The sequence below is a fragment of the Nostoc sp. FACHB-152 genome (assembly GCF_014697475.1).
Lineage (GTDB): Bacteria > Cyanobacteriota > Cyanobacteriia > Cyanobacteriales > Nostocaceae > Nostoc_B.
The window spans coordinates 161,760-185,124 of the sequence record NZ_JACJRV010000006.1; the positions used below are offsets into that span (position 1 = coordinate 161,760).

Here is a 23,365-nt window from a genome sequence, read left to right on the forward strand (position 1 = left end):
GGGACAGGCTTAAAAGTCTTTGAGTGTCTAAGTTTTTTCATCTACTGATGTTCTAACACTACTGGCTATCGCTATATGTCCAAAGTTTTGTTTGCTAAGGCTCAGACAATTCATTAACAGCATTAAAATTGTAAGATTAGTTGCAATTTTTTTGTTGCACAAGGTTGACTAAGTTTTTAGCTTGACTAGGACAAAAGTAGTGATGTCTGAAATTGAGAATAACAAAATCCTAGCTCGACGCTGGTTTGAACTGATTAGCGAGCATCAAGTTGAAGAGATTTGTGCAATTACTGCACCAACTTGGAAACTGCATGGCGGGCCGCCACAACTTCCACAAGGGCCCGATGGAGTACGTCAGTTGTTTGGTTCATTTGGAGATATCAAGCAGACTTGGACAATCGAAGATGTGATTGCTGAAAGTGACAAAGTTGTAGTGCGTGCAACTAATACCTGTATGCAAGACAGTTTTTTTGGCATCCCGGCGCGTGGTAAACAACAGACTTTTACAGCCACATTTATTCATCAGATGAAAAATGGCAAAATCGTCGAAACTTGGCGAAATGCTGATGACCTGGGAAGAGTGATTCAGCTTGGGGCGCTTATTCAACCACCAAACGAGTAGCCTGCTATCAGCAGACCTTTCTTTCTTCAAGCAGAGACAATTGCCCAGAAGAAATGTTAATACGTCTAAAGCGATGGTAATAAAGATGACACAATGATGTACTTGCAGAGTATAGGCTTTGCGTTGGGAAAGGGTTAAATAGGGTGCTGTTTCATCGGGATGCAAGCACTTCACCAGTGTATTAATACTCGCTTATGGAGTTAATAACTGTTGTTTACTGCCATAATTCAGTTTTCCCTGAACCCTGAATGATGAAGAGGGGTTCATGCTTTCGTTTCTGTTCTCAGTGTTACTTCAACGTAATCAGTTAGATAAAAAATGCTGGTGATGCTTTTCATAATTAAATTTGCCCTGATTGCGGTTTGAGAGCAAATAGTTAATTTTTTTAACCTTACTTACATTTTCTGTTAATTTGTGAAACGCCCGGAAAATCAAACCTATTTGGAAAAGGTCTGACTTTTGCTTGAAACACTGTGCTGTTCAAGTTAGGGATACTAAAATATATACTACTGTAATTGTGTAGCTTTAGTTACAATTCTTCAGGCGATCGCTCTTGTGCAACAAAATCAATTACAGACCGACCTTGACGGCGACAAGTTTGCACCATCTTTCAGCGTATTACCACTCAGTCTGGACACTAAAAAACATTGCCTAAAAGGAGAAAAACTAGGCAATGTTATCATTTGTATTTCTCATCAATTAAGCTGAAAAGTGGGTCATTTTTACAAAATTTTATAAGGCTGCACCTAGTGACACAAACCTTCTATTTTCGCCACAACGGCAACTCAAAAACTACTCTCCAGCCCTATCTCTTCATACTCTTATTTTGGCTAAGGTATTGTTAACTACATCTATTATATTTGGGACAGCAACTCAACTTAAACCTACCGTTAGTATTGATTACAGTTCTTCCTCCGTTGGCACCAACATCTACCCGTTGATCGGATGCCTGAGCTATATCAACTTTAACAGTAACTGGATAAGGACAGTTATTAGTTAGAATAGCTCCACCGCTAATATATTCTGCTTTAACACATCCTGGCAACGGCACTCGCTGATTTGGCGAACACTCATCAGCTAAAGCAGGTAATACAGTAAATGTCAGAAATAAAAATTCTAAACATACTAAACGTGTAGTTGAATTGGAAAATCTTTTCAAAAAACTCATAACACTTTCCCCCTTGAAAAAGTAAGATGGTTATACAGTGACTGTGATATTTAAACATTCTCCAGTTATTAAAAAACAGGGTACGGAGTGAGCGTACCTATGACTGCTTGTAAATCCTATATATCACTAATTTTGTGGTGGCAGGCTTTGCCACCAAGGAAATTGATAATCTGGTTAAAAATGTTTATTGTTTAATCGTATAACGTTACTGATTTTTTGAAATATTCCTTTCGGTATACTTATTTTCCTAATGTAAATTAAACTGTAAACTCAAGTAAATTCCTTGTTTTATATGCTTTTCAGGTATTTGAGCCAATAATTTACTTATTCGTTTAAACTCAGAGCTAGCAACTATTAAATACCTAAGATTTTCTTGACAAATCAAATCTTAGGTATTTAATAGTTGCTGATGAAGATGCATACTAACTATATTCACTCAACCATCTCTAGATAGAATAAAAAAGATAATAAGTTTGAAAAAATGATTACTAAGTCCTTGTTTATATCCATGTAATTTCAAAATTAATTTTGAAATTAATTTAACATTATCTAATTTATATGTAAGGGTTTAGCAGTGCTAAACCCCTACGAAAAATCTATCTTTATTTCACTCAAGCGAGAACCGCTATAAATCGTGGAAACATTAAGCACTTTCCAATAATTGCAGAATCAGTTGCAAAGGAATATCAGCCCAATCTGGACGATTGTTAATTTCGTAACTCAGTGCATCGATCGCTTTTTCTAATAAGAAACTAGAAATCAACACTTGCAGTTCGGCTGTATTTGTGGGTAAGAAATCGTCCTTGCTGGCAATTTCCAGGTAAGAATTTAAGAAAGCTGTACTCACCCAGGTATACCAAAATTGTCCCCATTCTTCTAACAATGCGTGATTTTCCGGCACAATCATGCCACTTTCTATTTCTTGACGCAGTGCTTTATTTACAGCGTAGTGGAATGATAGCAGCATTGTGGCTACATCTCGCAGGGGCGATCGCTTTCTGCGGCGTTCGCTTAAACTACGTGCGCCTCTGCCTTCAAAGTGGGTAATAATAAAATCTTTACCTGTGTACAGCACTTGTCCCAGATGGAAGTCCCCATGATAACGAGTCCGCGAGGCAGTGATTTTTTGCTTCACTATTAATTGGAAGCGGTCTAAAATCTCCTGTTGGCGGTTGAGAACTTCTGTTGCTAATTGTTGGGTATTTGGTGGTAAAGATGATAATCTTTCGGGCAGTACTCTAAAGACTTGCCCTGTTAGGTTACGCGCATTTTGATAGATGGAACGCTGATAAAACGTCGAAAAAGCTTCTGGGGCAAAGTCGGTGTTAGCTATATTTGTAACTAAAGCAATGTGGAGTTCGGCTGTAGATTTACCCAACAGTTCTACACTTGAGAGATAAGAACCGATAGTGTGAAGTGCCAATTCGGGAATATCTTTTCGCTGCAAATGGAGTATTGAACCGGAAGGAAGCGGGACTTCAGTAACAGAGGCGTGTTGTGTTGTTACTAAGTCGAAGTAATGCTGCAAGCTATCAAGAGTATAATCCCAACCACTACGGATATCGAAGATGAATTCTTGCAATATGCCGATAGTCATGAGTAGGCTACGATTATAACCTTCTGAATTCGATTGATATTCTATCGCCCCAGCTAAAGGAATAAAGTTTTGCAGGGATTTTTTCTCACTGAGGAACCGCCGAATTTCTAAATCGGGGTGTGTACCAGCTTCGACTTTGCGGAAGAGTTTCAAATAAAGGCGATCGCCATAAATTATACTAGTGCTGGGTTTGCCGTCTATCTGTTGAATAGTAGGATTCCGGTAGATTCCATCTTGATCTAGAGGGAATAAATCAGTTGTCGTGGTAACTAATTTTCCTGTGATGCCTTGGTAAGCGTTATGGTTGGCGATCGCATCCAATAATCCGGTAAGGAAAGTTTTGTCTGTTAACGCATCAAATAAAACGCCATTCGCATCCGGTGTTTGTTGGATCTCCAGATTTGCAACTATCGCTTGGGGTGTTTCTGCAATCAGGTTTGACACTTGTTCACCTGTAGCATAGCCTAAAAATAAGAGATACGTGTCTGCACTTCCTTGGAGATAGTCTACCTGCAACCAAACAAGTTGAGCAGACTTATCATCGTAGGGTAAAGAAATTGTCTCAATAATTTGTACTGATTGCACAGTCTGAGATTTGCCAGCGAACCAAGTGCAGGTATATAGATAATCTCGCAGTGTAGATTCTAGAGTATTTTTGACTTCCCGTTGAGAAGTTACCTCTTGCCAGGAACTATTGACAACCAGGGTGGGTAATTGAACTTGCAGTTTAGGCTGTTGAGTCAAGCTAGGCTGGAGGGTAAACCAATAAAACCCGTAAGGACTCAAACTGAGGAAATAACTGGACTCACCTATAGCTGGGAACTGAGTTTGACCAAAAATTTCGACTGGGACTGACCCGTTAAAGCTGGATAAATCTAATGCTACTGTCTGGACGAAGTGAGATAAATTCGCTACTACCAATACTGTTTCATTATCCGTTGACCGAGTGAACGCCAAAACTTTGCGATTATTGGAATGTAATATTTCCAGCTTACCTTGTCCCAAAGCGGGAAAGCGTTTGCGAGTCGCCAGCAAACGTTTCATCCAATACCAAAGAGAATTATGATTTGCTCTTTGGGCTTCGACGTTGAGGGCTTCGTAGTGGTATTCTGAGTCAACAATCACGGGTAGATATAGACGCTGGGGGTTGGCGCGGCTAAAACCAGCGTTACGATCTGCACTCCATTGCATGGGAGTACGTACACCATTGCGATCGCCTACATAAACATTATCACCCATACCAATTTCATCACCGTAATAAATTACGGGTGTCCCTGGCATAGATAACAGCAAACTGTTGAGTAACTCAATTTGGCGGCGGTCATTACCTAAAAGTGGTGCTAGTCGGCGACGGATACCTAAATTCAACCGCATCATGGGGTCTTGGGCATAAACCCGATACATAAAATCGCGGTCTTCATCCGTCACCATTTCTAGGGTGAGTTCATCATGGTTGCGGAGGAACAACGCCCACTGACAATTATCAGGAATCGCTGGTGTTTGCTGGAGAATATCAACAATAGGGAAGTTGTCTTCCATCCGCAATGCCATAAATAAACGCGGCATTAGGGGAAAATGGAAGTTCATGTGACATTCATCGCCATCGCCATAATATTGCGCTGCATCTTCCGGCCATTGATTTGCTTCCGCCAACAGCATCCGGTTAGTAAATTTGGCATCAACTTGCGCCCTTAATTCTTTTAAGAAAGCATGGGTTTCTGGTAAGTTTTCGCAGTTCGTTCCTTCCCGTTCATATAGATAAGGAACTGCATCCATTCGTAACCCATCGACACCCATTTCTAACCAAAAATCTAATACCTCAAATACAGCTTCCCGCACTAAAGGATTGTCGTAGTTTAAATCTGGTTGATGGGAGTAAAAACGATGCCAATAGTAAGATTTAGCAACCGCATCCCAAGCCCAATTTGATGTTTCAAAATCTTGAAAGATAATCCGGGCTTCTTGATATTTTTCTGGAGTATCATTCCACACATAAAAATCTCTTTCTGGGCTACCTTTAGGCGCACGTCTCGCCCTTTGAAACCAAGGATGCTGGTCAGAAGTATGGTTAATAATTAACTCAATAATTACTCGAATTCCCCGTTGATGGGCAGCATCTAAAAACTGTTTAAAATCTTCTAATGTGCCGTAAATTGGGTTAACGCTGGTGTAATCGGAAATATCATAACCATCATCTTTAAGTGGTGATGGGAAGAAGGGGAGTAACCAAATAGCAGTTATGCCTAAGTCTTGGAGATAGTCTAATTTCTCTGTTAAGCCGCGAAAGTCGCCAATGCCATCATTATTACTGTCGGCAAATGCCCTAACAGGTAGTTCATAAATAATTGTATTTTTAAACCATAAGGGGTCGTTGGAAAGAAGGTAATTAGTCATTTTTAATCTTAATTTTTTTTAAACGAACCACAAAGAATGCAAAGGAAGAAAAGTTTGAGAGTATTCCTTTAACTCTCCGCGCCTCTGCACCTCTGCGTGAGACAAATCATTTTCCAGGATTATTAGTTAACAGTGCTACAGGAAAATATTGCAACACATCACCAACTAATAATTGCTTATCTGCTTTCACTGTTTGTCCAGTAATTGCATCTGTCCAAGCTGAAGAAACTTCGGAAGGTAATTTAATAGCAGTGTCATTCCAAACTTGAGTTCCTAATGGATATTGTCCAGGTTGAATTAAGCCTGTCAAAAATCGAGGAACAATCGTAATAGTTGACTGATTGTTATGAACCATAGCAAAGGCAACAATATGGTCTTTAAATTGCCCTTCTACTTCTAAAGGTAAATACTGACCGTCTTGAAAAACATCGACATATGTTGTTCTTACTTTTAATGCTTGAACAATTAGGAATAACTTGACTCTGCCATCTTCTTTACTTGCCAATAATTCTTCAATTAACTGCAATATGTCAGTTTGGGATTTTTCCTTAATCTTTTTGAGATAATCGCGTCGCAGTTCAAAATCAACCGGACGACGGTTATCGGGGTCAACCATACTAAAATCCCAAAGTTCAGTTCCCTGATAAAAGTCTGGGAACCCAGGGGAGGTAATTTTAATTAGGGTTTGAGACAGAGAGTTGAAGATACCGTAGTAAGCTATTTGTTTTTGGAAAGGTATAAACTCTTGTAAAAATTGATTGGAATCTGATGGTTCTAAAACTCGGCTGGCGAAGTCAATAAAAGCATTTTCATAGATGCTATTTTGTCGTAACCATGCTGTATGTACTTTCGCTTCTCTAATGGCTTTTAAGAGGTAATCTTTGAGGCGAGTATAAAAATCCTCATACTCATGTTCAACAAATGGCAAAGCCCCAATCAGCATCTGATAAAATAAATATTCGTCGTTAGCATCTGGCATTACGTTTTTTTTATCAGTGCGGCTTTTTAAAGTACGATTAATTTCACTAAATTTCTTAACTTGGCTTTCCCACTCTTCAGGAATTTCTGATAAAACATTCAACCTCGCTCTAATATCTTCACCCCTTTTAGTATCATGGGTAGAAGTAGCATTCATGGCATATTGCCAGCGCGATTGACGTGCTTGGTTAAATTCATCAAACTCAGCTTTAGTAATACCAAACTGGTCAGGTTTTCCACCAACTTCGTTTAAAGAAACAAAGCGATTATAAACGTATAATGCCGTATCTTCTGCGCCTTTTGCCATCAGGGGCCCTGTATATTGTTGCAGGCGCATAACAAAGTATAGCCACTGTTCTTTTTCTGCTTCAGTTAAAGAATCATCGTACTCTAATAAGAGTAACTTTTCGATAAAGTTTAACTCGTTATTTAAGAAGGGAAGATGTGCTTTAGCTTGTTCAATTACATCCTGAGTATAGGTACGGTCATTGTCTGTTATCCCATCTTGATCTATGTAGGTTCTATATATCGGGAAGCGAGTTAATATTTCGGCAAGTGCGCGTTTCAAACCATTGATGGTAAAGTCATTACCATAGCGATACTTACTAGAAATTTTCCTTAACAGATATGCTAAGTTATCTACATCTCCGGCTAAGTTTCTTTCTAATATGAGATGTTTTTTATCTTTTTCTGTTTGCTCGTAAGGTGTTTTCCAACCTGTGATATTGTAATAAGCTTGGGTAAAAGCTTCTTCATTTTCAGTTTTACAAAAAATTCCATTGACGTAATTTAAAAAGTCATACCCGGTCGTACCCTGAACTGGCCAATTTCCTGGTAAGTCTTCTCTTGGCTGTAAAATTTTTTCTACACAGATGTATGTATCATCTACTTGTTCTTTCAGCCTTTCTAAATACTGAGTAGGATTATATAAACCATCAATGTGGTCAATGCGTAAGCCTGTAAAGTGTCCCGCCTTAACTAAGCTACAAATTAACTCATGAGTATTCTTAAATACTTTTAATTCTTCAATTTTCACAGAAATTAACTCATTGACTGTGAAAAATCTTCTGTAGTTAATTTCCTCTGCCCCAACTTTCCAATAAGAAAGTCTGTAGAACTGTTGAGAAAGCAAATTATCTAATGAGTTAAAACTTTCTGGTTTTCCAGGTTCACCATTAAATAATTTGAGGTTGTCATCAATAAATGTTTTAACTTCTGTATTATCTGTATACAGTTCCCATAACAGACCTTTAACAAAATCTATTTGGTCTTGTCTTTGGTTTGGGTGCGTATCTTGGGGGAAATTCTTCACCATGTAAAGCACACCCAGCAACCTGACAAATATAGGGTGCTTTCTGCCTAAAGTTCTTGCTAATTCGCCTAAGTTCCGACTTAAGAAAATTGCATACGACTCTAGATTGACTGGTAATTTTAAACTATAATAATTGACACTCAATCCGCTTTGGTCATATTGCAGTTGAATTTCTCCCTTTTCTAGACAATCACCATAAAATTGTCCAAGAAGTGGTGCTAATATCGGTTCTTGGCTACTAGCAAAAGGTGAATTCCAAGAGATATCAAAATAGTTAGTATAGCTGGAATTACCCCCATTTTCTAAAATATCCATGAGATATTTATTTTGGCTATCATAAGCCATGTGGTTAGGTACAATATCCTGTAACCAACCAATGTTATATTTTTTTAAATCTTCAACTAAAGCAACAAAATCTTCTTGCGTTCCCAACTCGACATTTAATTGATTTGGGTCAACAATATCATACCCGTGGCTACTACCTGCTCTAGCTTGAAAAATTGGCGAGGCGTAAAGTTCAGATATGCCTAACTCGGCTAGATAATTAGTAATTTCTTTTGCTGAGTTAAAAGGAAATTGTGAATTAAATTGGATTCGATAAGTAGCTACAGGTATACGCATAATTTTTTTAATGGAATAGGGAATGGGGTTTAGAGGTTGGAGTTTATTATCAACATATTCGTTTAGACTTTTAGCTTTTGAGATCCCCCTAAATCCCCCTTGAAAAGGAGAACCAGGGGGGATCTAAAACTTTGAAAATATACCCTAGCCTCTTCTTTAACCTTCGTATAAAGCAAAACTCTGACTACGCATTGTTAATTGCTGATGTGTGTTAATTTCTTCTGGTAAAATTGAGCCGGTTCCTAACCACTTTTCTTCGGAAGAATCCAGAATTTTTCTCCAAGAATTATTGCTAAACTCGTTATCCAAAGTAATGCCACTGGTGTTGAAGTTTAGCAGACAAAGTAGTTTTTTATTTTCTAGTTCTCTTGTCCACCAAACAAGCTTTTTCTCTTCGTTACTTCCAGATTGGATATTGCTGCGATCGCCTGTTGTCCAACCTGGAATTTGATTACGCAATTGAATCAGGTGGCGATAAAAATCCCATACTATTTTATGTTTACCAGTTTGGCGTTTTTCCCAGTTCAATTTACACTGCAAAAATGTTTCTTTGCCTTCTGGGTCTGGTGGTTCACCTTCGGCGTGAAAGGCTTTAAATTCTTTCTTTCTGCCCTCTCTAACTGCTTTAATTAAATCGGGATCTGAATGACTAACAAAGTAAATAAACGGCGCATCTTCTGCATATTCCTCACCCATAAATAACATTGGGATATAAGGAGAAAGCAAAGTTGCTCCCGCCGCCAATTTCACAGCTTCAAATGAGACTAGTTGTGATATTCTCTCACCTAGCATTCTATTACCAACTTGGTCATGATTTTGGCTATTGATCACAAATTGGTAGGAAGGGCGATCGCTGGCTGAGTTACCATGAAAACGTTGGCGATGAGGAGAATATTTCCAGTCATAAACAAAGTTGTCTTTATAAGCTTTGGCTAAATGTTCGGCTTTGCCAAAATCTTCGTAATAACCAACGCGATCGCCTGTTAACAAAGTATATAGTGAATGATGTAAATCATCGCTCCATTGAGCGTCTAAACCGTGACCGCCTAATTCCTGTGGGCGAATGAATTTGGGGTCATTTAAATCACTTTCTGCAATTAGATAAAGGCTTCTTCCTTGCGCTTTGGAAAGTTCGGCAACATTTTCTGCGAGTTCTGCCAAGAAATGTTTTGCACCCAAATCGTAAATAGCATGAACTGCATCTAAACGCAGTGCATCAATATGATATTCCTGCAACCAGTAAAGCGTATTTTGAATGAAATAATTGCGAACATCAGGGCTATGGGCATCATCAAAATTAATCGCACTGCCCCAAGGAGTGCGATATGTTTCTGTAAAGTATGGCGCGAAGCGACTCATGTAATTTCCTTCGGGGCCAAAGTGGTTATAAACCACATCTAAAATCACCGCTATGCCCTGTTGGTGACAAGCATCAACTAATAGCTTTAATTTTTGCGGCCCGCCATAGGAACTCTGCACCGCATAGGGATAAACGCCATCATATCCCCAATTGCGATCGCCTGGAAACTGTGCCACTGGCATCAATTCAATGGCATTTACTCCTAAATCGCGCAAATCTTTCAACCGAGGGATAATTGCTTCAAATGTGCCTTCTGGTGTAAAAGTTCCAACGTGTAACTCATACATGATCATTTGTTCTAAAGGAACACCAGACCAATTACTGTCATTCCAAGTAAAACTATGATCAATTACCTGAGATGGCCCGTGTACATCTTGGGGTTGGAAATTTGAAGCGGGGTCAGGTCTGCTTTCCTCACCATCTAATTGATAAAAGTAAAGTGTTCCTGGTTCTATATTGTTAGCTGTAACTTGCCAGTAACCCCCATGTTTCTCCATCGGGATAACTTGAGATTTGGGCGAAACAATTTCTAAAGCAACTGTTTTTTTATCTGGGGCCCAAACTGTAAACTCGCAACAACCATCGCCTAAATAATGCGCGCCAATCTTCATAATTATTCAGAATCTTTTGATTATTCAAGACAACGTAATAAAACAAGCGATCGCTCTGTTACTTGCACAGTTTGATATCCTGAAATTAACTTCTCGTCTTTAATAAAACGAGGTTTGTCAGTATCAATCACTATTGTCCAAGCCTTATCTTTGAGGCTATGGGGCAAAGCAAACTCAACAGGTTCGTAGTGGGCGTTAAAAAATAGCAGGAAACTTTCATCAATAATTCGTTCGCCCTGCGGCCCAGGAGTAATGATTCCTTTGCCATTCAAGAAAATTTCCATCACCTTGGCATAACTAACTAGCCATTGCTTGTCAGTCATTTCACTACCATCGGCATTAAACCAAGCAATATCACTAATACCATGTCCATGAATAGGACGACCTTGAAACCACTTGCGCCGCCGGAACACTGGATGTTGATGACGGAAATAAATCAGTTCGCGTGTAAAGTCTAATAAGTCTTGGTTGGTTTTTACTAAATCCCAGTTTCGCCAAGAAATTTCCGAGTCTTGGCAATAAGCATTGTTGTTACCCCACTGAGTACACCCCATTTCATCACCCGCCAGCATCATGGGTACGCCTTGGGATAGCAGCAGAGTGGTTAAAAAGTTTCGCCGTTGACGTTCCCGTAAGCGCAACACGCCGGGATCATCAGTTTCCCCTTCTGCGCCACAATTCCAGGATCGATTATGGCTTTCGCCATCTCGGTTATCTTCGCCATTCGCCTCGTTGTGCTTATCGTTATAGCTGACTAAATCGTTTAGAGTAAAGCCATCGTGGGCGGTAACAAAGTTAATACTTGCATTAGGGCTGCGACCGTTTTGTTGATATAAGTCCGGGCTACCAGTAAAACAGTAAGCAAACTGTCCCAGACTATTATCTGCACCTCGCCAAAAGTCCCGCACTGTATCTCGATATCGGCCATTCCACTCTGTCCAAAGTACAGGGAAATTTCCTACTTGATAACCACCTTCGCCCAAGTCCCAAGGTTCAGCAATTAATTTGACATCTGCCAAAACAGGGTCTTGATGAATAATGTCAAAGAAAGCTGCGAGGCTATCTACTTCGTATAACTCCCGCGCTAATGCCGAAGCCAAATCAAACCGGAAGCCATCTACGTGCATTTCTAATACCCAGTAGCGCAGGCTATCCATAATTAACTTCAAGACTTGGGCATGGCGCACATTTAAAGAGTTACCGCAACCCGTAAAGTCCATATAATAACGAGGGTCATCCTTGACTAAGCGGTAATACACACTATTGTCAATTCCCCTTAGTGATAGCGTTGGCCCTAAATGGTTGCCTTCGCCAGTGTGGTTGTAGACAACATCCAAAATCACCTCAATGCCTGCAAAATGCAAAGCCTTGACCATCTCTTTGAATTCGGTGACTTGTTGCCCTAAGCAACCACTCGCACTATATCCACAATAGGGAGCAAAATAATTAATCGAATCGTAGCCCCAATAATTGGTGAGTCCTTTATCTACTAAATGTCCAGGACGGGATAAAAAATGATGCACAGGCATCAATTCAACAGCTGTAATTCCTAGCTGTTGCAAATATTGAATTGCTGCTGGATGTGCTAAACCAGCATAAGTACCGCGCAATTCTTCAGGAATATCTGGATGCAGTTGAGTGAAGCCTTTGACATGAGTTTCATAAATGATTGTTGTATGCCAAGGAGTCCGCAGTAATTTGTCATCGCCCCAATCAAAAGATTGATCGACAACTACAGACTTAGGCATGATATGAGCATTATCTAAATCAGAAAAAGCTAAGTCTTTTTCCGGCGCATCCCAAGAGTAGCCAAAAACAGACTCATCGTGTTTAAACTCACCATCAATTGCCTTAGCATATGGATCAATCAGTAGTTTGTTGGGGTTAAAGCGATGACCCATTTCTGGAGACCAAGGGCCATGCACTCGATATCCATACTTTTGTCCTGGCCCAATTCCTGGTAAATAACCATGCCAAACAAAATTGTTCTTTTCAGTTAATGGGATGCGAACTTCTTCATTATTTTCATCGAATAAACAAAGTTCTACCCCTGTGGCATTCTCTGAATATAAAGCGAAATTTGTCCCTTTACCATCCCAAGTTGCACCTAAGGGATATACACTCCCCGGCCATAATGCTACATACATAGGTGAAATTCCAAGAATTGATATTGGGTGGAAAACATAAATAGTTTTTATTTTATTGCTTTAAAATTCTTTAAAGAAATTTTAAAGAAATTGAATTTAAAATGAATTTATAGTGAAAACCTTTTGCTTTCTTCCATCAATAGAGTGAGAAATTTTTAAATCGCAAGATAGATGAAAATATCTGAGATATTTAGATGTTTTGTAACTACGGCCAAGAAATTTAATTAACGGATGAATTTTACAAGATTAGCGATCGCCGCGTTCTATAAAATTTATCTATATATATGTAGCTCAGTCTTTAAGAATAAATATAACTTAGCTTCTTCGCTAGAAATTCTAAGCATTATTTGTGATTAAAGAGCAATATATAATTTAACTGCTTTTCAAGCGACATTACCCGAAATAAGGCTTTAAAATTCCATATTTAGCAGTACAGATAGGAGATTCAAACAAATCTATTGCCTATTGCCTGCCCACATAAGCAGTTTGTAAATCAAAGAGAATTGCTATATATAGTAATTTACCCAAATAGTTTAGATTCTGAGCAAATTCTATCTAAAGAGAGTCAGAAAATATTCTTTTGTATGCGAACTTAAAATCAGGACTTAAGCACTCAGATTCCCCAACTAGTTTTTAATCTGGTTAGGGGAATCATCAAAATTTAAAAGCACAAGCTAGGCTGACTTTATGTTGTGAGCTTTAATGCGTAAGTTTAAAATAATCAGTCATAGCTAATTATAAAAGATAAGATTATTTGTTTTTAGCAAAAAAATAGCAAATTATAAAAATACTCTGACAAACCAGGAATTACATAAACAATATAGAGTTTGCCATAAATAAACGCGATCGCTCAAGGAGGAAGACCTATGCCTCGACCAATACACAGTTCCGTCATCGTTATCACAGGCGCATCTAGCGGAATTAGCCGTGCTACAGCCCTAGAGTTTGCTAAACAACGAGCCACATTATTCTTAGCAGCGCGGCGTGAAATGGATGCAGTCGGAATTGAAAAAGCAACTATGCTGGGTAATTCCTTTGGTTGTCAGATTATATCTGAGTTTGCCTTCCGTTATGGCGATCGCCTCGAACGAGCCATCCTCCAAGTCCCAACTGTTGACCGACACGCCCGTACTTTACCGCAGCAGTTATGGCGTTTCTTTCTCAACGCTCCCATAGAAGATCCTTCAGAAACTCTAGTACAGCTTTATGACTACTGGCAAGCTGGTTTAACGCGTATAGTCCGGACTGGGATGCATCCTTGCCAGATGGAGAAACACCGGAAGCCGAATGGGGGTTTGAGGAATCTTTGCGGGAAGATGTAGAAAATTTTGCACGCGATCGCGGTTATCAAGTCCAACGAATCATCTTTAAACAACCAGATGATCTCAGCCCTTTTGTAGCAGGTTTATATCGCTGGTGGTATACACAACGAGGAATTCCTGCTAATCGCTTACTCGTAGAATCGTTTATCTTGCTAGAACCAATGTGGGCTTTGCTTACAGGTTCAGTACCCTTTTGGATGACATTTAATATGGAGCCTTCTCTACAGCGAATTAAAAATTATCTAGAAGAAATTAATCCATATGATGAAATTTATCTGATGCTTTTCTCCCACGGTGTAGAGGCAGTGGGTCTACCAACTATTGAACAATGGAGTCAAGTGTTTAAATACGCACGTCAGCGAGGTAAATTTGTCGGAACTCAAGAAGATTTTCCGAGAAATTTTCCAGCCTTAATTCAATACAACACCGAACTTCAAAGGCTGATATCTGCACGTTATCCTGTCCCTGGGGCATTAGGTTTAGAGCAGCTAGATAAGTTTATTAGCCAAGAAGGCGATCGCTTTCCGGTGCAATGGGAAAAAGCATAAAAGCTAAAGAATATTGGAGGGTGGATATGGTAACTAAAAATACGCAATTAGCATTAGGTGCATTTGCGACAGCTAAAGAATTAGAACAAGCAATTAGTGAATTGAAAGCCGCAAACTTCCCGCTAGATAGAGTTTCAGTAATTGGTAAAAATGTAGAAAAAGGCGATCACATTGATGAAGTTCAAATGAGCGATCGCATCGGTAATCAAAACACCAATACAACATCAGCTATCGGAGACGCACTCTCCGCCACTGGTTGGGGTAGCCTATTAGTTGGTTTGGGTAGTCTGGCAATTCCTAGCAATTTAGGGGCTGTGTTGGCAGTTGGTACTATTGGTGTCGCCATAGCTAGTAGCCTCGGCGGTGTAGCTATCAGTGCAGCATCTACCGAAAATTTGGTGAAAGCAATTACTAAGTTAGGCATTCCCGAAGAACACGCCAGAGTGTATAGCGATCGCCTCCAGCAAAGTTACTATTTGCTCATCCTAGATAGTACAGATGAAGATATTCATCGCGCTGAAGCAATACTGCAAAAACAGGATATTCAAAATTGGGGTGTTTATAACAGGAATGAAGTCTGAAGTCTAAAATAAATGATTTAGTAAACTCTTAAATTGTAGGGTGCGTTATAGCAACGCTTAACGCACCGATAATCGTGATGTGAATGCCTCATACTTGATAGGCTGTTAATTTCAGACTTTATACTTCAAACTTCAAAAACAATTGAGATTAAAGTAAGCCCTATCTTGCGAAAGATGTTGCAAGTAGTTAACGCAGATAAATTTTAGTTAAATACTGTTTCACACTCAACAAGCTCCTCAAGAAAATTCTTAGGAGCTTTATTCCAGCCGATAGATAGTGTGACAAAAATATTTAACTAAATTTGTTAGTTATTTTGCTCAAGATTGAAATTCAGCTAAAAAATTAGTTGATGCTTCATTTTTCTTCTTAATTGAAGACTCATAAATCCAGAAAACCGCAGAATTCAGCATCAAATCGAAATATGCAACTAAAACCAATAAATCAACAAGTAGTTACAGTTGTTGGCGCGTCTAGCGGCATCGGAAGAGAAACTGCACTGCGGTTTGCCAAACGTAGGGCAAAGGTAGTTGTGGCTTCTCGTAGTGAGACAAAACTAAAGTCGTTGGTAGAAGAGATTAAAGGCTTTGGTGGTGATGCAACTTATGTTGTAGCTGATGTGCAAGTATTTGACCAAGTAAAAGCGATCGCCGACAAAACAGTAGAGGTCTATGGCAGGCTTGATACTTGGGTTCATGTGCCAGCTATTGGTCTATTTGCCACTTTCGACAACACTACACCAGAAGAGTTTAAGCACGTCATCGATGTCAATTTGATGGGACAAGTATATGGGGCGATGGCGGCGTTACCTCATCTCAAACGTACAGGAAAAGGCTCGTTAATTCACATCTCTTCAATGGAAGGTAGGCGCTCGCTACCATATCAAAGTGCTTACTCTTGTTCAAAACACGGCGTTGAGGGCTTTATTGAAGGGATGCGCGTTGAGTTGATCCATGAGAAATGGCCTATCAATGTGACGAGTGTTAAGCCAGCAGTCATCAATACCCCCTTCTGGAACAATGGACTGACAAAGCTAGGGGTAAAACCAGCCGGAATTCCACCTTACTACGACCCCAGAATTGTTGCTGATGCAGTTCTCTATGCAGCCGAACATCCAACGCGTGACATTTTAGTTGGAGATGTGGCTAAGTTATTAGATTTAGTGCAAAAAATCTCGCCCTCTTTAGTCGATTCCATATTATTGCTAATTGGCTTTAACTTACAACATTCTTCAGAACCAAAATCTCAAGAAGCACCCAACAATTTCTACACTTCTGTTCCAGAAGACGACAGAGTTGACGGCGATTACTCCAAGTTAGTTATTCCAAGTATTACTGATGCATTAGGTAAAATTCCTATCTTTCAGTGGGGCGCGATCGCCTCTGGAGCGGTATTAACTTTGCTAGCAATGCAAGCCTTTAAACAGCAAGGATGAATAAAAAGTCTGAAGTGAAGCCTGAAATAAGACTTATATTCACTTTTTGAATATGTTCCCTACTCCCTACTCCCCATTCCCCATATATCAGGAGTCAAAATAGTATGGACAATGTTAATACCGGAAAAATGCTAGAGCGTTACTGTGCTTTAGCCATTGGAGTTACCTATTTACTCTTAGGTTTAGCAGGATTTACACCTGCCTTAGTATCTTTACCAGGAAGTAGTGAGTCTTTTGTTTCTCTGGATGCATCTCATAATGCCTATACTGCGGGTTTTGGCTACATTTTTGGTCTATTTCCTACTAACTTCTTACATAACTTTGTACGTTGTGCTGTAGGTTTGTTAGGTATTAGTTCTTTTACAAGTGCTAGCAGCGCGCGTATATTCAATCGTGGCTTTGCTATTGCTTATATCGTATTAGCAATTATGGGATTGTTACCTTTAGCCAAAACATCTTTTGGACTAATGCCCCTATTTGGTAACAATGTTTGGATTAATGCTCTAGCTGCATTCGCGGCCGGGTACTATGGACTAATTATTCCCGCGAAAGTAATGGATAAGAATGTTGCACAAAATCTCTAACCATTCCCAAGTATGAGAAGATAAACTATCAATAAATTAGTTTGAGCAACTAATTTAGCGATCGCACTTGGTAATTATACAAGGCGATCGCTTTCCTAATCATGAAAAAGAGATTAGAGGTTAGACACTAGTAAAATGTATGGTGTGTTATGCCATAGGCTAACGCACACACCTTAAACAATAAAAAATAGTGCGTTGTCGTGTAACGCAACTCACCCTACTGGACTTACTAGTCTCTAGCCTCTAGCCTCTAACCCCTCTTTTTAACGCTTACGACTGCAATAAAGCACTAGAAGTACAAATAACCCTAACCCAGCGATATATTTTATGGGATCTGGCACATCGGGATTCGGAGAAAAAAAGCCTTCAATAGTACCAGCAATAATCAACATTGGTACAATCCCAAAAACTAATTGTGAGGCTTGAGAACCGTAGAATTTTAACGCATCACTGCGGCGATATTTACCAGGAAATAAAATTGCTCTGGCTAATAATAAACCTGCACCACCAGCAAAAAAGATAGCTGGTAATTCTAAAGCACCGTGGGGAAAGACAAAAGCCCAAAAAGGATAAGCCAAATTATTTTGTCCAACTAAAGTACCAACAGCACCAATTAATAAACCGTTGAATACCATTAAATAAGTTGTGTATCCTCCCGCAGTGATTCCGCCAGCAACTGCGCCAAACGATACAGAGATATTATTAATCATAATGCTGCTTGATGCTAAAGGTTCAACCCCAACAATCGAACCCATCCATAATTTATGTTCATCTCGTACCTGAGAAATTAATCGCTGTGGTACTATCAGCGACATAAATGTTGGGTCTTGCCATGCGTACCACCAAGCAACAACAGCCCCCAACAAAAATAAACCCGTAGCTATAGCAATGTAAAGGAATGTTTGCTGTACTACAGAGGGTAATCCCCATTTGTAAAATTCCATAACTCCCCGCCATTCTTGTCGGCGTGAACCTTGATAAATCTGCGTATAAGCCCGCGTTGTTAAAATTTGTAGACTTTGTATCAAAGTATTACCGACTTTTTGGGTACGGGCGCGTGCTAAATCTGCCGCTACTGAACGGTACAAACTAGCTAATTCTCTAATCTCGTTTGCGCGTACCGATTTTAAACCTTTTTTTTCGATTTGTTTTAATAAAACATCCAAACGCTGCCAATTTGGTTCGCGTCGTGCAATCCAACGTTGAAGATTCATAAATTGTGGGAATATTAGCAAATAATCTCAATTCTCTAGAAAGTCAGTGCAGTGACAACCTCAATAACTTATACATTTATTAATTACGAATTACGAATTACGAATTACGAATTGCTATAACCTACCTTAAGATAGCCACAAATTCACACTGTACTTTCAAGGAATTTTGGCATCATGTCTGGAAATATTGGTTCTCCCAGCCCCATGCAACCACTCAGAGTGGGGAATGTGGTTAGTGCTGCGGTGCTACTGTATCGTTCTCATCTAAAAACTTATTTTAAACAAGCGGTAATTGCTCACTTGTGGGTGTTAATTCCTATTTATGGTTGGGCGAAATATGCTGCTATTTCTGGACTTATATCTCGCTTGGCTTTTGGAGAACTAATTTACCAACCCGAAAGTGTCGCAGATGCTAGCAGACATATTAATCCTCGGTTATGGTCATTTTTCAGAGTAGCTTTTCAGGTGGGGCTATCTATATTGGGTGTTTATATACTACTAGCGATCGCAGGTGGTTTTATATCATTCCTTGTAGGGCTGATATTCGTCTTTGCCCTAGGTACTAACGCTGCGGTTGTCGCACCTGTGGTAATAGCACTCATCATGGGGAGTCTTCTGCTGTTAGGGCTGACTTGGTTTTATGCTCGTTGGGTAATTGCCGAAGTACCTTTAGCAGTTGAAGAAAATATCAATGGTGGCGAAAGTGTCGCTAGAAGTTGGGAGTTAACAAAAGCTTCGGCTTGGCGAATTCAAGGTGTAGTTTTAGTTGCTTTCCTGGTCACAATACCAATTGTTGGACTTTTGAACTATGTACCTAGCTTTTATCTTGCCAGCCTAGAACCTGGTTCTGCTATCTACTGGACTGTTTATTTTATATCTATAATCACCAGCTTAATCGGGGGAGTATTAGTGATGCCATTCTGGCAAGCACTCAAAGCTGTTTTATATTTGGACTTGCGTAGTCGGCGCGAGGGTATGGGCTTGCAGTTACGTGAACCTCCTCAAGATTTTCGCTCTTACTAAACCTGAAAATAAAATTTAATATGAGCTTTTTTAACCGCATTCGACTGCAAACTCCAGAAAGTGTAGAAATAGAGTTTACATTAGCAGGCATTGGCAATCGAGCTTTGGCCTTACTTATCGACTACTTTGTATTGGGTCTGACTTTACTTTTATTTGTTATTGTTTGGGCTATTTTTTCAGTTCAGTTGTTTGACTTTCTCAATGACTGGACAAAAAACGCTCAAAATTTTGGACTTTGGTTATTAGCCATTTTTTTTCTCATAGCCTTCATAGTTTACGCGGGTTATTTTGTATTTTTTGAAACCTTATGGCAAGGACAAACCCCAGGCAAACGCTTTGCTAAAATTCGCGTGATTCGAGATGATGGTAGACCTGTTGGGTTAGCACAGGCAACTTTACGTAGTTTACTAAGACCTTTAGACGAATTCTTATATATTGGTGCTATTTTTATTATGTTTAGCCAGCGTGAAAAGCGGCTTGGTGATTGGGCTGCTGGTACAATCGTGATTGATTCTCAAATACCTGCTGCATCGGCAACTTTTACAATTTCAGAACAAGCGAGGTCGCTTTATACAGAATTGCTAGACATTGCCGATTTATCACAATTATTACCCGATGATTTTGCTGTAATTCGAGAATATTTGCAGCGACGTGATGCAATGGAATTTAAGCCAAGAATTGCCTTGGCTGCTAAGTTAACGCAACAGGTTACAGCTATTATTAATTTAGATAAATTGCCAGCAGCTGCGCCTGATGTGTTTTTAGAAGCTGTTTACCTAGCTTATCAGCACAAAGAATTTTAGATATCATAATGGTGCGTTGCGGGGGTTCCCCCCGTTGAAGCAAGTGGCTCCCCTACATTTTATGTTTTTTAGGTTGAGCTACTTACTTCAACGTTTGTGTACTAGGGTTCTCTGCTTGCGTAAACTTTGAATTGTAGCGATCGCAGATTTTGCTACTATATCAATTTCCTCGGCTGTGTTAAACCTTCCAATGCCAAACCTAATCGAGGCGTAAGCTAGTTGCTCGGAATGTCCCAAAGCTGTAAGAACATAAGAAGGTGCGGTAACTGCCGATGAACAAGCAGAACCGGAGGATACCGCCATTACTGGTTGCAGTCCTAGAGACAGTGCAGCACCATCGACTCCCTCAACGCTGATACTCAAGTTTCCTGCTAGTCTTTGGGTGGGATGTCCGTTGAGGTGAATTCCTTCTAGCTGCGATAGTTGTGTCCACAAACTTTGCCTGAGTTGGGTAAGGCGTTCAGTCTCGGTTGCTTGTTCTGCTAAAGCAATTTCTACAGCTTTGCCAAAACCAACTATTTGCGGTGTGTACAAAGTTCCCGAACGCATTCCTCTTTCGTGTCCACCGCCATGCTGCTGGGGTGCAAGTTGAACTCTAGGGTTGCGTCTACGGACATATAATGCACCAATACCCTTGGGGCCGTAAACTTTATGAGCAGTCAGGGACATAATATCGATGTTCATTGCCTGCACATCTAAGGGTATTTTACCAATAGCTTGGGCGGCATCTGTATGGAAAATGATATTGCGATCGCGGCACATTTCCCCAATTTCGGCTATCGGCTGCAACACGCCAATTTCGTTATTAGCCGCCATCACTGATACTAAAATCGTATCGGGACGAAAAGCTTGTTCTAATTGAGTTAAATCAATCAGTCCATCTTGTTTAACTGGCAGAATTGTAATTTCAAAACCCAAAGTTTTCAAATATTTACAAGGGTCTAAAATTGCTTTGTGTTCAGTAGCCACTGTAATAATATGCTGACCTTGTGGAAAATAAGCTTCAGCTATACCTTTAATGGCTAAATTATTTGCTTCAGTCGCACCACTTGTAAAGATAATTTCTTCGGGTGTAGCATTAATTGCTGCTGCTAATATTTCTCGCGTTTGTTTGACAGCCGCTTCTGCTTCCCAACCATAAACATGATTAATACTCGCTGGGTTGCCAAATTTTTCTATGAAATAGGGCAACATTGCTGCTAATACTCTTTCATCTACAGGTGTAGTAGCATGGCAATCAAGATAGATAGGACGATTAGACATAAATTAAGTTAAAACTTGACTTAGTTTTTTTAATATTTGCAGAACTTTGTATAGTTCATTTTCTCGTCTTGATAAAGTAAATTTATCAGACAAAGCATATTTAGGCTTATCTTGCTTTATTAGCTTGATGAATTGAAAATCTTCGCCGTTAGTGACAAATCCAAACACAGGCTTATCTACATTGGGACTACCCAGCATATAAACTAAAGCCTGGGGAATAGCTTCTAAAAGAGATAAGCTGGCTCTTTTAGATTCGATTACCAGCAGCCACAATTGCTTTTGAATAACCAAAACATCGATTCTGCCTCTGATAATTTCTGCTGCATCTTCGACTGTAATTTCTACAGATTCTTCAGTTGCGATCGCAAACGGCTCATGATAAAATCCCGCCAAGTCTAATAGGGGTGATAGCACCACCATTTTGACAGCATTTTCTAAAATTGGTGGACGTTTAACCAAACTTAAGAAATTAGATTTTACCCTATCCAAATATTGTTTATCTAAATTTGTTGCTACCGGTACATCCTCTAACCATTCTGAGAAAAAATTTTCATCTTGTGATATTTCTAAACCAAACTTTTTCTCTAAATCGGCAAATCCAATATTTTGAGCTTGGATAATTTGAACCATATTAATTAACTATGAGCGTAGATTAATTATTCTGCCATCTAATTCTTAATTAAGAGTATCTGGATCTATGCCTAAAGCTCTTAATTGTTCCGCCAATTGTTGAGCGCGTCTTGCTTCTTGTTGCGCTTGTTGTTCTGCCAATTCAGCACGTTTTTGTGCTGCTTTAATTTGTTCTTCTGGGGTGGGATATCTTTTTCCTTCTTCGTCATACCAATAAAGCCATTCTCTGGTTAAGCCGCAGTAATTTCCGCGTTCACAGCCAATTCCTAAGCCGATTTCTGCTAACCAAACAGGATTACCTGATTGTAATTGATATTTACCATTAACCAGCTCATGTACTTCTAAATGGGGTTTGCGGCGACGACGAGAAGAATAAATCACATAGTAAAGTACACCCATAGCCGCGTAGTCATCCAATTTATCGCTGTATTCTTTGCGATAATTTTGAGAAACTACTTCTAACACCAAAATTGGTAGAACATTTTCATCCCACAGCACATAACTAGGACGTAGTTCTTCATCATAGAAGCGTTCTACGCCCAAACTCAAAAACCCATTTGGGACAATTGGTGGTTTATCTGGGTGATAATAAATACCCATATTCACACCAAAGAACCAGTCCATGCGTTCTGACCAAAGTAGCAACAGAATGGCCTTGAGTAACCCTGGTATTAATTCTTGCAGTTCATTATCTACAGGAGTTTCATCAGAGTCTGGTAGTTCTTCCGCAGAAGGTAAGTACCTGGGCAAGTTGTACTCTAACATGGTTGGTTTCCCTATTACGGACGCTTGGCTTTAATCTACGAACCTACCCACGCCAATATCCTCACCAGAATTATAGCGATTTCGGATTAACAGAGAGTAGAGAACAGGCAATAGGCAGCAGGAGAAAAGTTTTATACTTTCCCTATTCCCCATTCCCTACTCCCTATTCCCTTGCATTCACAAGTCGTAAGGATTAATAAATATCTTAGTTTTTTGGCTCTGTTATTGTTTATATTTACCAAAGGGTGTATTAACAGCCACTCGTTTTCAGTGACCAGGAGGCAGCATCAGACAATTTTAGATTTTAGATTGCCCCGTAGATAAATATAGGGTCTTATATCACTAAGGAATTATTGGTTATAACTATCCCATGCTTTAACTGACACTCT

The 23,365-nt window shown here is 39.6% G+C and carries 16 protein-coding genes and 1 pseudogene; 8 read left to right on the forward strand and 9 right to left on the reverse strand.

Annotation, left to right across the window (positions count from 1 at the left end; genetic code table 11):
* Nucleotides 1–202: 202 nt before the first annotated feature.
* Nucleotides 203–622 carry an ester cyclase gene (locus H6G76_RS08220; protein ID WP_190698207.1) on the forward strand — a complete coding sequence of 140 codons (420 nt, stop codon included), beginning with the start codon at nucleotides 203–205 and terminating at the stop codon, nucleotides 620–622.
* An 841-nt stretch (nucleotides 623–1,463) separates the two neighbouring features.
* On the opposite strand, the gene H6G76_RS08225 is transcribed toward H6G76_RS08220, so the two are convergent.
* From H6G76_RS08225 to glgX, 5 genes are all read right to left on the reverse strand, one after another.
* Entirely contained in the window at nucleotides 1,464–1,790 is a 327-nt protein-coding gene (locus H6G76_RS08225; RefSeq protein ID WP_190698210.1) for a hypothetical protein, read from the reverse strand.
* A gap of 643 nt (nucleotides 1,791–2,433) precedes the next feature.
* Complete coding sequence (gene treS / locus H6G76_RS08230; RefSeq protein WP_190698213.1) at nucleotides 2,434–5,781, reverse strand: maltose alpha-D-glucosyltransferase; 3,348 nt, start codon at nucleotides 5,779–5,781, stop codon at nucleotides 2,434–2,436.
* A 106-nt stretch (nucleotides 5,782–5,887) separates the two neighbouring features.
* Nucleotides 5,888–8,692: a malto-oligosyltrehalose synthase gene (treY, locus tag H6G76_RS08235; protein WP_190698216.1), complete on the reverse strand. Its 2,805-nt coding sequence runs from the start codon at nucleotides 8,690–8,692 to the stop codon at nucleotides 5,888–5,890.
* Between the two features lie 156 nt (nucleotides 8,693–8,848).
* Nucleotides 8,849–10,663, reverse strand: coding sequence for a malto-oligosyltrehalose trehalohydrolase (treZ, locus tag H6G76_RS08240; RefSeq protein WP_190698219.1), 1,815 nt, complete (start codon nucleotides 10,661–10,663; stop codon nucleotides 8,849–8,851).
* 20 nt (nucleotides 10,664–10,683) lie between these two features.
* The gene (gene glgX / locus H6G76_RS08245) at nucleotides 10,684–12,810 is read right to left on the reverse strand and encodes a glycogen debranching protein GlgX (protein WP_190698222.1); all 2,127 of its coding nucleotides are present in this window, start codon (nucleotides 12,808–12,810) and stop codon (nucleotides 10,684–10,686) included.
* Between the two features lie 866 nt (nucleotides 12,811–13,676).
* Here glgX and H6G76_RS36915 point away from each other — a divergent pair.
* The 5 genes and pseudogenes from H6G76_RS36915 to H6G76_RS08275 all read left to right on the forward strand — a co-directional run.
* Nucleotides 13,677–14,057 (forward strand): annotated as a pseudogene (locus H6G76_RS36915) (alpha/beta fold hydrolase); the annotation flags it as partial.
* Nucleotides 14,058–14,068: 11 nt separating this feature from the next.
* Nucleotides 14,069–14,680, forward strand: a complete 612-nt coding sequence (locus H6G76_RS08260; protein ID WP_242056347.1) for a hypothetical protein — start codon at nucleotides 14,069–14,071, stop codon at nucleotides 14,678–14,680.
* Between the two features lie 26 nt (nucleotides 14,681–14,706).
* Nucleotides 14,707–15,261, forward strand: a complete 555-nt coding sequence (locus H6G76_RS08265) for a general stress protein (protein WP_190698225.1) — start codon at nucleotides 14,707–14,709, stop codon at nucleotides 15,259–15,261.
* A 422-nt stretch (nucleotides 15,262–15,683) separates the two neighbouring features.
* The gene (locus H6G76_RS08270; RefSeq protein ID WP_190698228.1) at nucleotides 15,684–16,694 is read left to right on the forward strand and encodes an SDR family oxidoreductase; all 1,011 of its coding nucleotides are present in this window, start codon (nucleotides 15,684–15,686) and stop codon (nucleotides 16,692–16,694) included.
* Between the two features lie 104 nt (nucleotides 16,695–16,798).
* Entirely contained in the window at nucleotides 16,799–17,278 is a 480-nt protein-coding gene (locus tag H6G76_RS08275; protein ID WP_190698231.1) for a DUF4383 domain-containing protein, read from the forward strand.
* Nucleotides 17,279–17,541: 263 nt separating this feature from the next.
* On the opposite strand, the gene H6G76_RS08280 is transcribed toward H6G76_RS08275, so the two are convergent.
* Nucleotides 17,542–18,492, reverse strand: coding sequence for a stage II sporulation protein M (locus tag H6G76_RS08280; RefSeq protein ID WP_190698233.1), 951 nt, complete (start codon nucleotides 18,490–18,492; stop codon nucleotides 17,542–17,544).
* A 174-nt stretch (nucleotides 18,493–18,666) separates the two neighbouring features.
* Here H6G76_RS08280 and H6G76_RS08285 point away from each other — a divergent pair, with 174 nt between their 5' ends.
* Both H6G76_RS08285 and H6G76_RS08290 read left to right on the forward strand, forming a co-directional pair.
* Nucleotides 18,667–19,515: a hypothetical protein gene (locus tag H6G76_RS08285; RefSeq protein WP_190698236.1), complete on the forward strand. Its 849-nt coding sequence runs from the start codon at nucleotides 18,667–18,669 to the stop codon at nucleotides 19,513–19,515.
* 20 nt (nucleotides 19,516–19,535) lie between these two features.
* The gene (locus H6G76_RS08290) at nucleotides 19,536–20,318 is read left to right on the forward strand and encodes an RDD family protein (RefSeq protein ID WP_190698239.1); all 783 of its coding nucleotides are present in this window, start codon (nucleotides 19,536–19,538) and stop codon (nucleotides 20,316–20,318) included.
* An 87-nt stretch (nucleotides 20,319–20,405) separates the two neighbouring features.
* Here the strand turns inward: H6G76_RS08290 and H6G76_RS08295 are convergent, their stop codons facing one another.
* Genes H6G76_RS08295 through H6G76_RS08305 form a run of 3 tightly spaced genes read right to left on the reverse strand, consistent with a single transcriptional unit; the run spans nucleotide 20,406 to nucleotide 22,976 of the window.
* Nucleotides 20,406–21,581 (reverse strand): IscS subfamily cysteine desulfurase, encoded by a 1,176-nt coding sequence (locus H6G76_RS08295; protein ID WP_190698242.1) that lies wholly within the window; start codon nucleotides 21,579–21,581, stop codon nucleotides 20,406–20,408.
* Nucleotides 21,582–21,584: 3 nt separating this feature from the next.
* Nucleotides 21,585–22,211 (reverse strand): type I restriction endonuclease, encoded by a 627-nt coding sequence (locus H6G76_RS08300; protein ID WP_190698245.1) that lies wholly within the window; start codon nucleotides 22,209–22,211, stop codon nucleotides 21,585–21,587.
* A 45-nt stretch (nucleotides 22,212–22,256) separates the two neighbouring features.
* Nucleotides 22,257–22,976 (reverse strand): Uma2 family endonuclease, encoded by a 720-nt coding sequence (locus H6G76_RS08305; protein ID WP_190698248.1) that lies wholly within the window; start codon nucleotides 22,974–22,976, stop codon nucleotides 22,257–22,259.
* Between the last annotated feature and the right edge of the window lie 389 nt (nucleotides 22,977–23,365).

Excerpts from the sequence above, each read along its gene's own strand:
- H6G76_RS08220 (WP_190698207.1), top strand. The coding sequence starts at position 203 with ATGTCTGAAATTGAGAATAACAAAATCCTAGCTCGACGCTGGTTTGAA.
- H6G76_RS08225 (WP_190698210.1), bottom strand. The coding sequence starts at position 1,790 with ATGAGTTTTTTGAAAAGATTTTCCAATTCAACTACACGTTTAGTATGT.
- treS (WP_190698213.1), bottom strand. The coding sequence starts at position 5,781 with ATGACTAATTACCTTCTTTCCAACGACCCCTTATGGTTTAAAAATACA.
- treY (WP_190698216.1), bottom strand. The coding sequence starts at position 8,692 with ATGCGTATACCTGTAGCTACTTATCGAATCCAATTTAATTCACAATTT.
- treZ (WP_190698219.1), bottom strand. The coding sequence starts at position 10,663 with ATGAAGATTGGCGCGCATTATTTAGGCGATGGTTGTTGCGAGTTTACA.
- glgX (WP_190698222.1), bottom strand. The coding sequence starts at position 12,810 with ATGTATGTAGCATTATGGCCGGGGAGTGTATATCCCTTAGGTGCAACT.
- H6G76_RS08265 (WP_190698225.1), top strand. The coding sequence starts at position 14,707 with ATGGTAACTAAAAATACGCAATTAGCATTAGGTGCATTTGCGACAGCT.
- H6G76_RS08270 (WP_190698228.1), top strand. The coding sequence starts at position 15,684 with ATGCAACTAAAACCAATAAATCAACAAGTAGTTACAGTTGTTGGCGCG.
- H6G76_RS08275 (WP_190698231.1), top strand. The coding sequence starts at position 16,799 with ATGGACAATGTTAATACCGGAAAAATGCTAGAGCGTTACTGTGCTTTA.
- H6G76_RS08280 (WP_190698233.1), bottom strand. The coding sequence starts at position 18,492 with ATGAATCTTCAACGTTGGATTGCACGACGCGAACCAAATTGGCAGCGT.
- H6G76_RS08285 (WP_190698236.1), top strand. The coding sequence starts at position 18,667 with ATGTCTGGAAATATTGGTTCTCCCAGCCCCATGCAACCACTCAGAGTG.
- H6G76_RS08290 (WP_190698239.1), top strand. The coding sequence starts at position 19,536 with ATGAGCTTTTTTAACCGCATTCGACTGCAAACTCCAGAAAGTGTAGAA.
- H6G76_RS08295 (WP_190698242.1), bottom strand. The coding sequence starts at position 21,581 with ATGTCTAATCGTCCTATCTATCTTGATTGCCATGCTACTACACCTGTA.
- H6G76_RS08300 (WP_190698245.1), bottom strand. The coding sequence starts at position 22,211 with ATGGTTCAAATTATCCAAGCTCAAAATATTGGATTTGCCGATTTAGAG.
- H6G76_RS08305 (WP_190698248.1), bottom strand. The coding sequence starts at position 22,976 with ATGTTAGAGTACAACTTGCCCAGGTACTTACCTTCTGCGGAAGAACTA.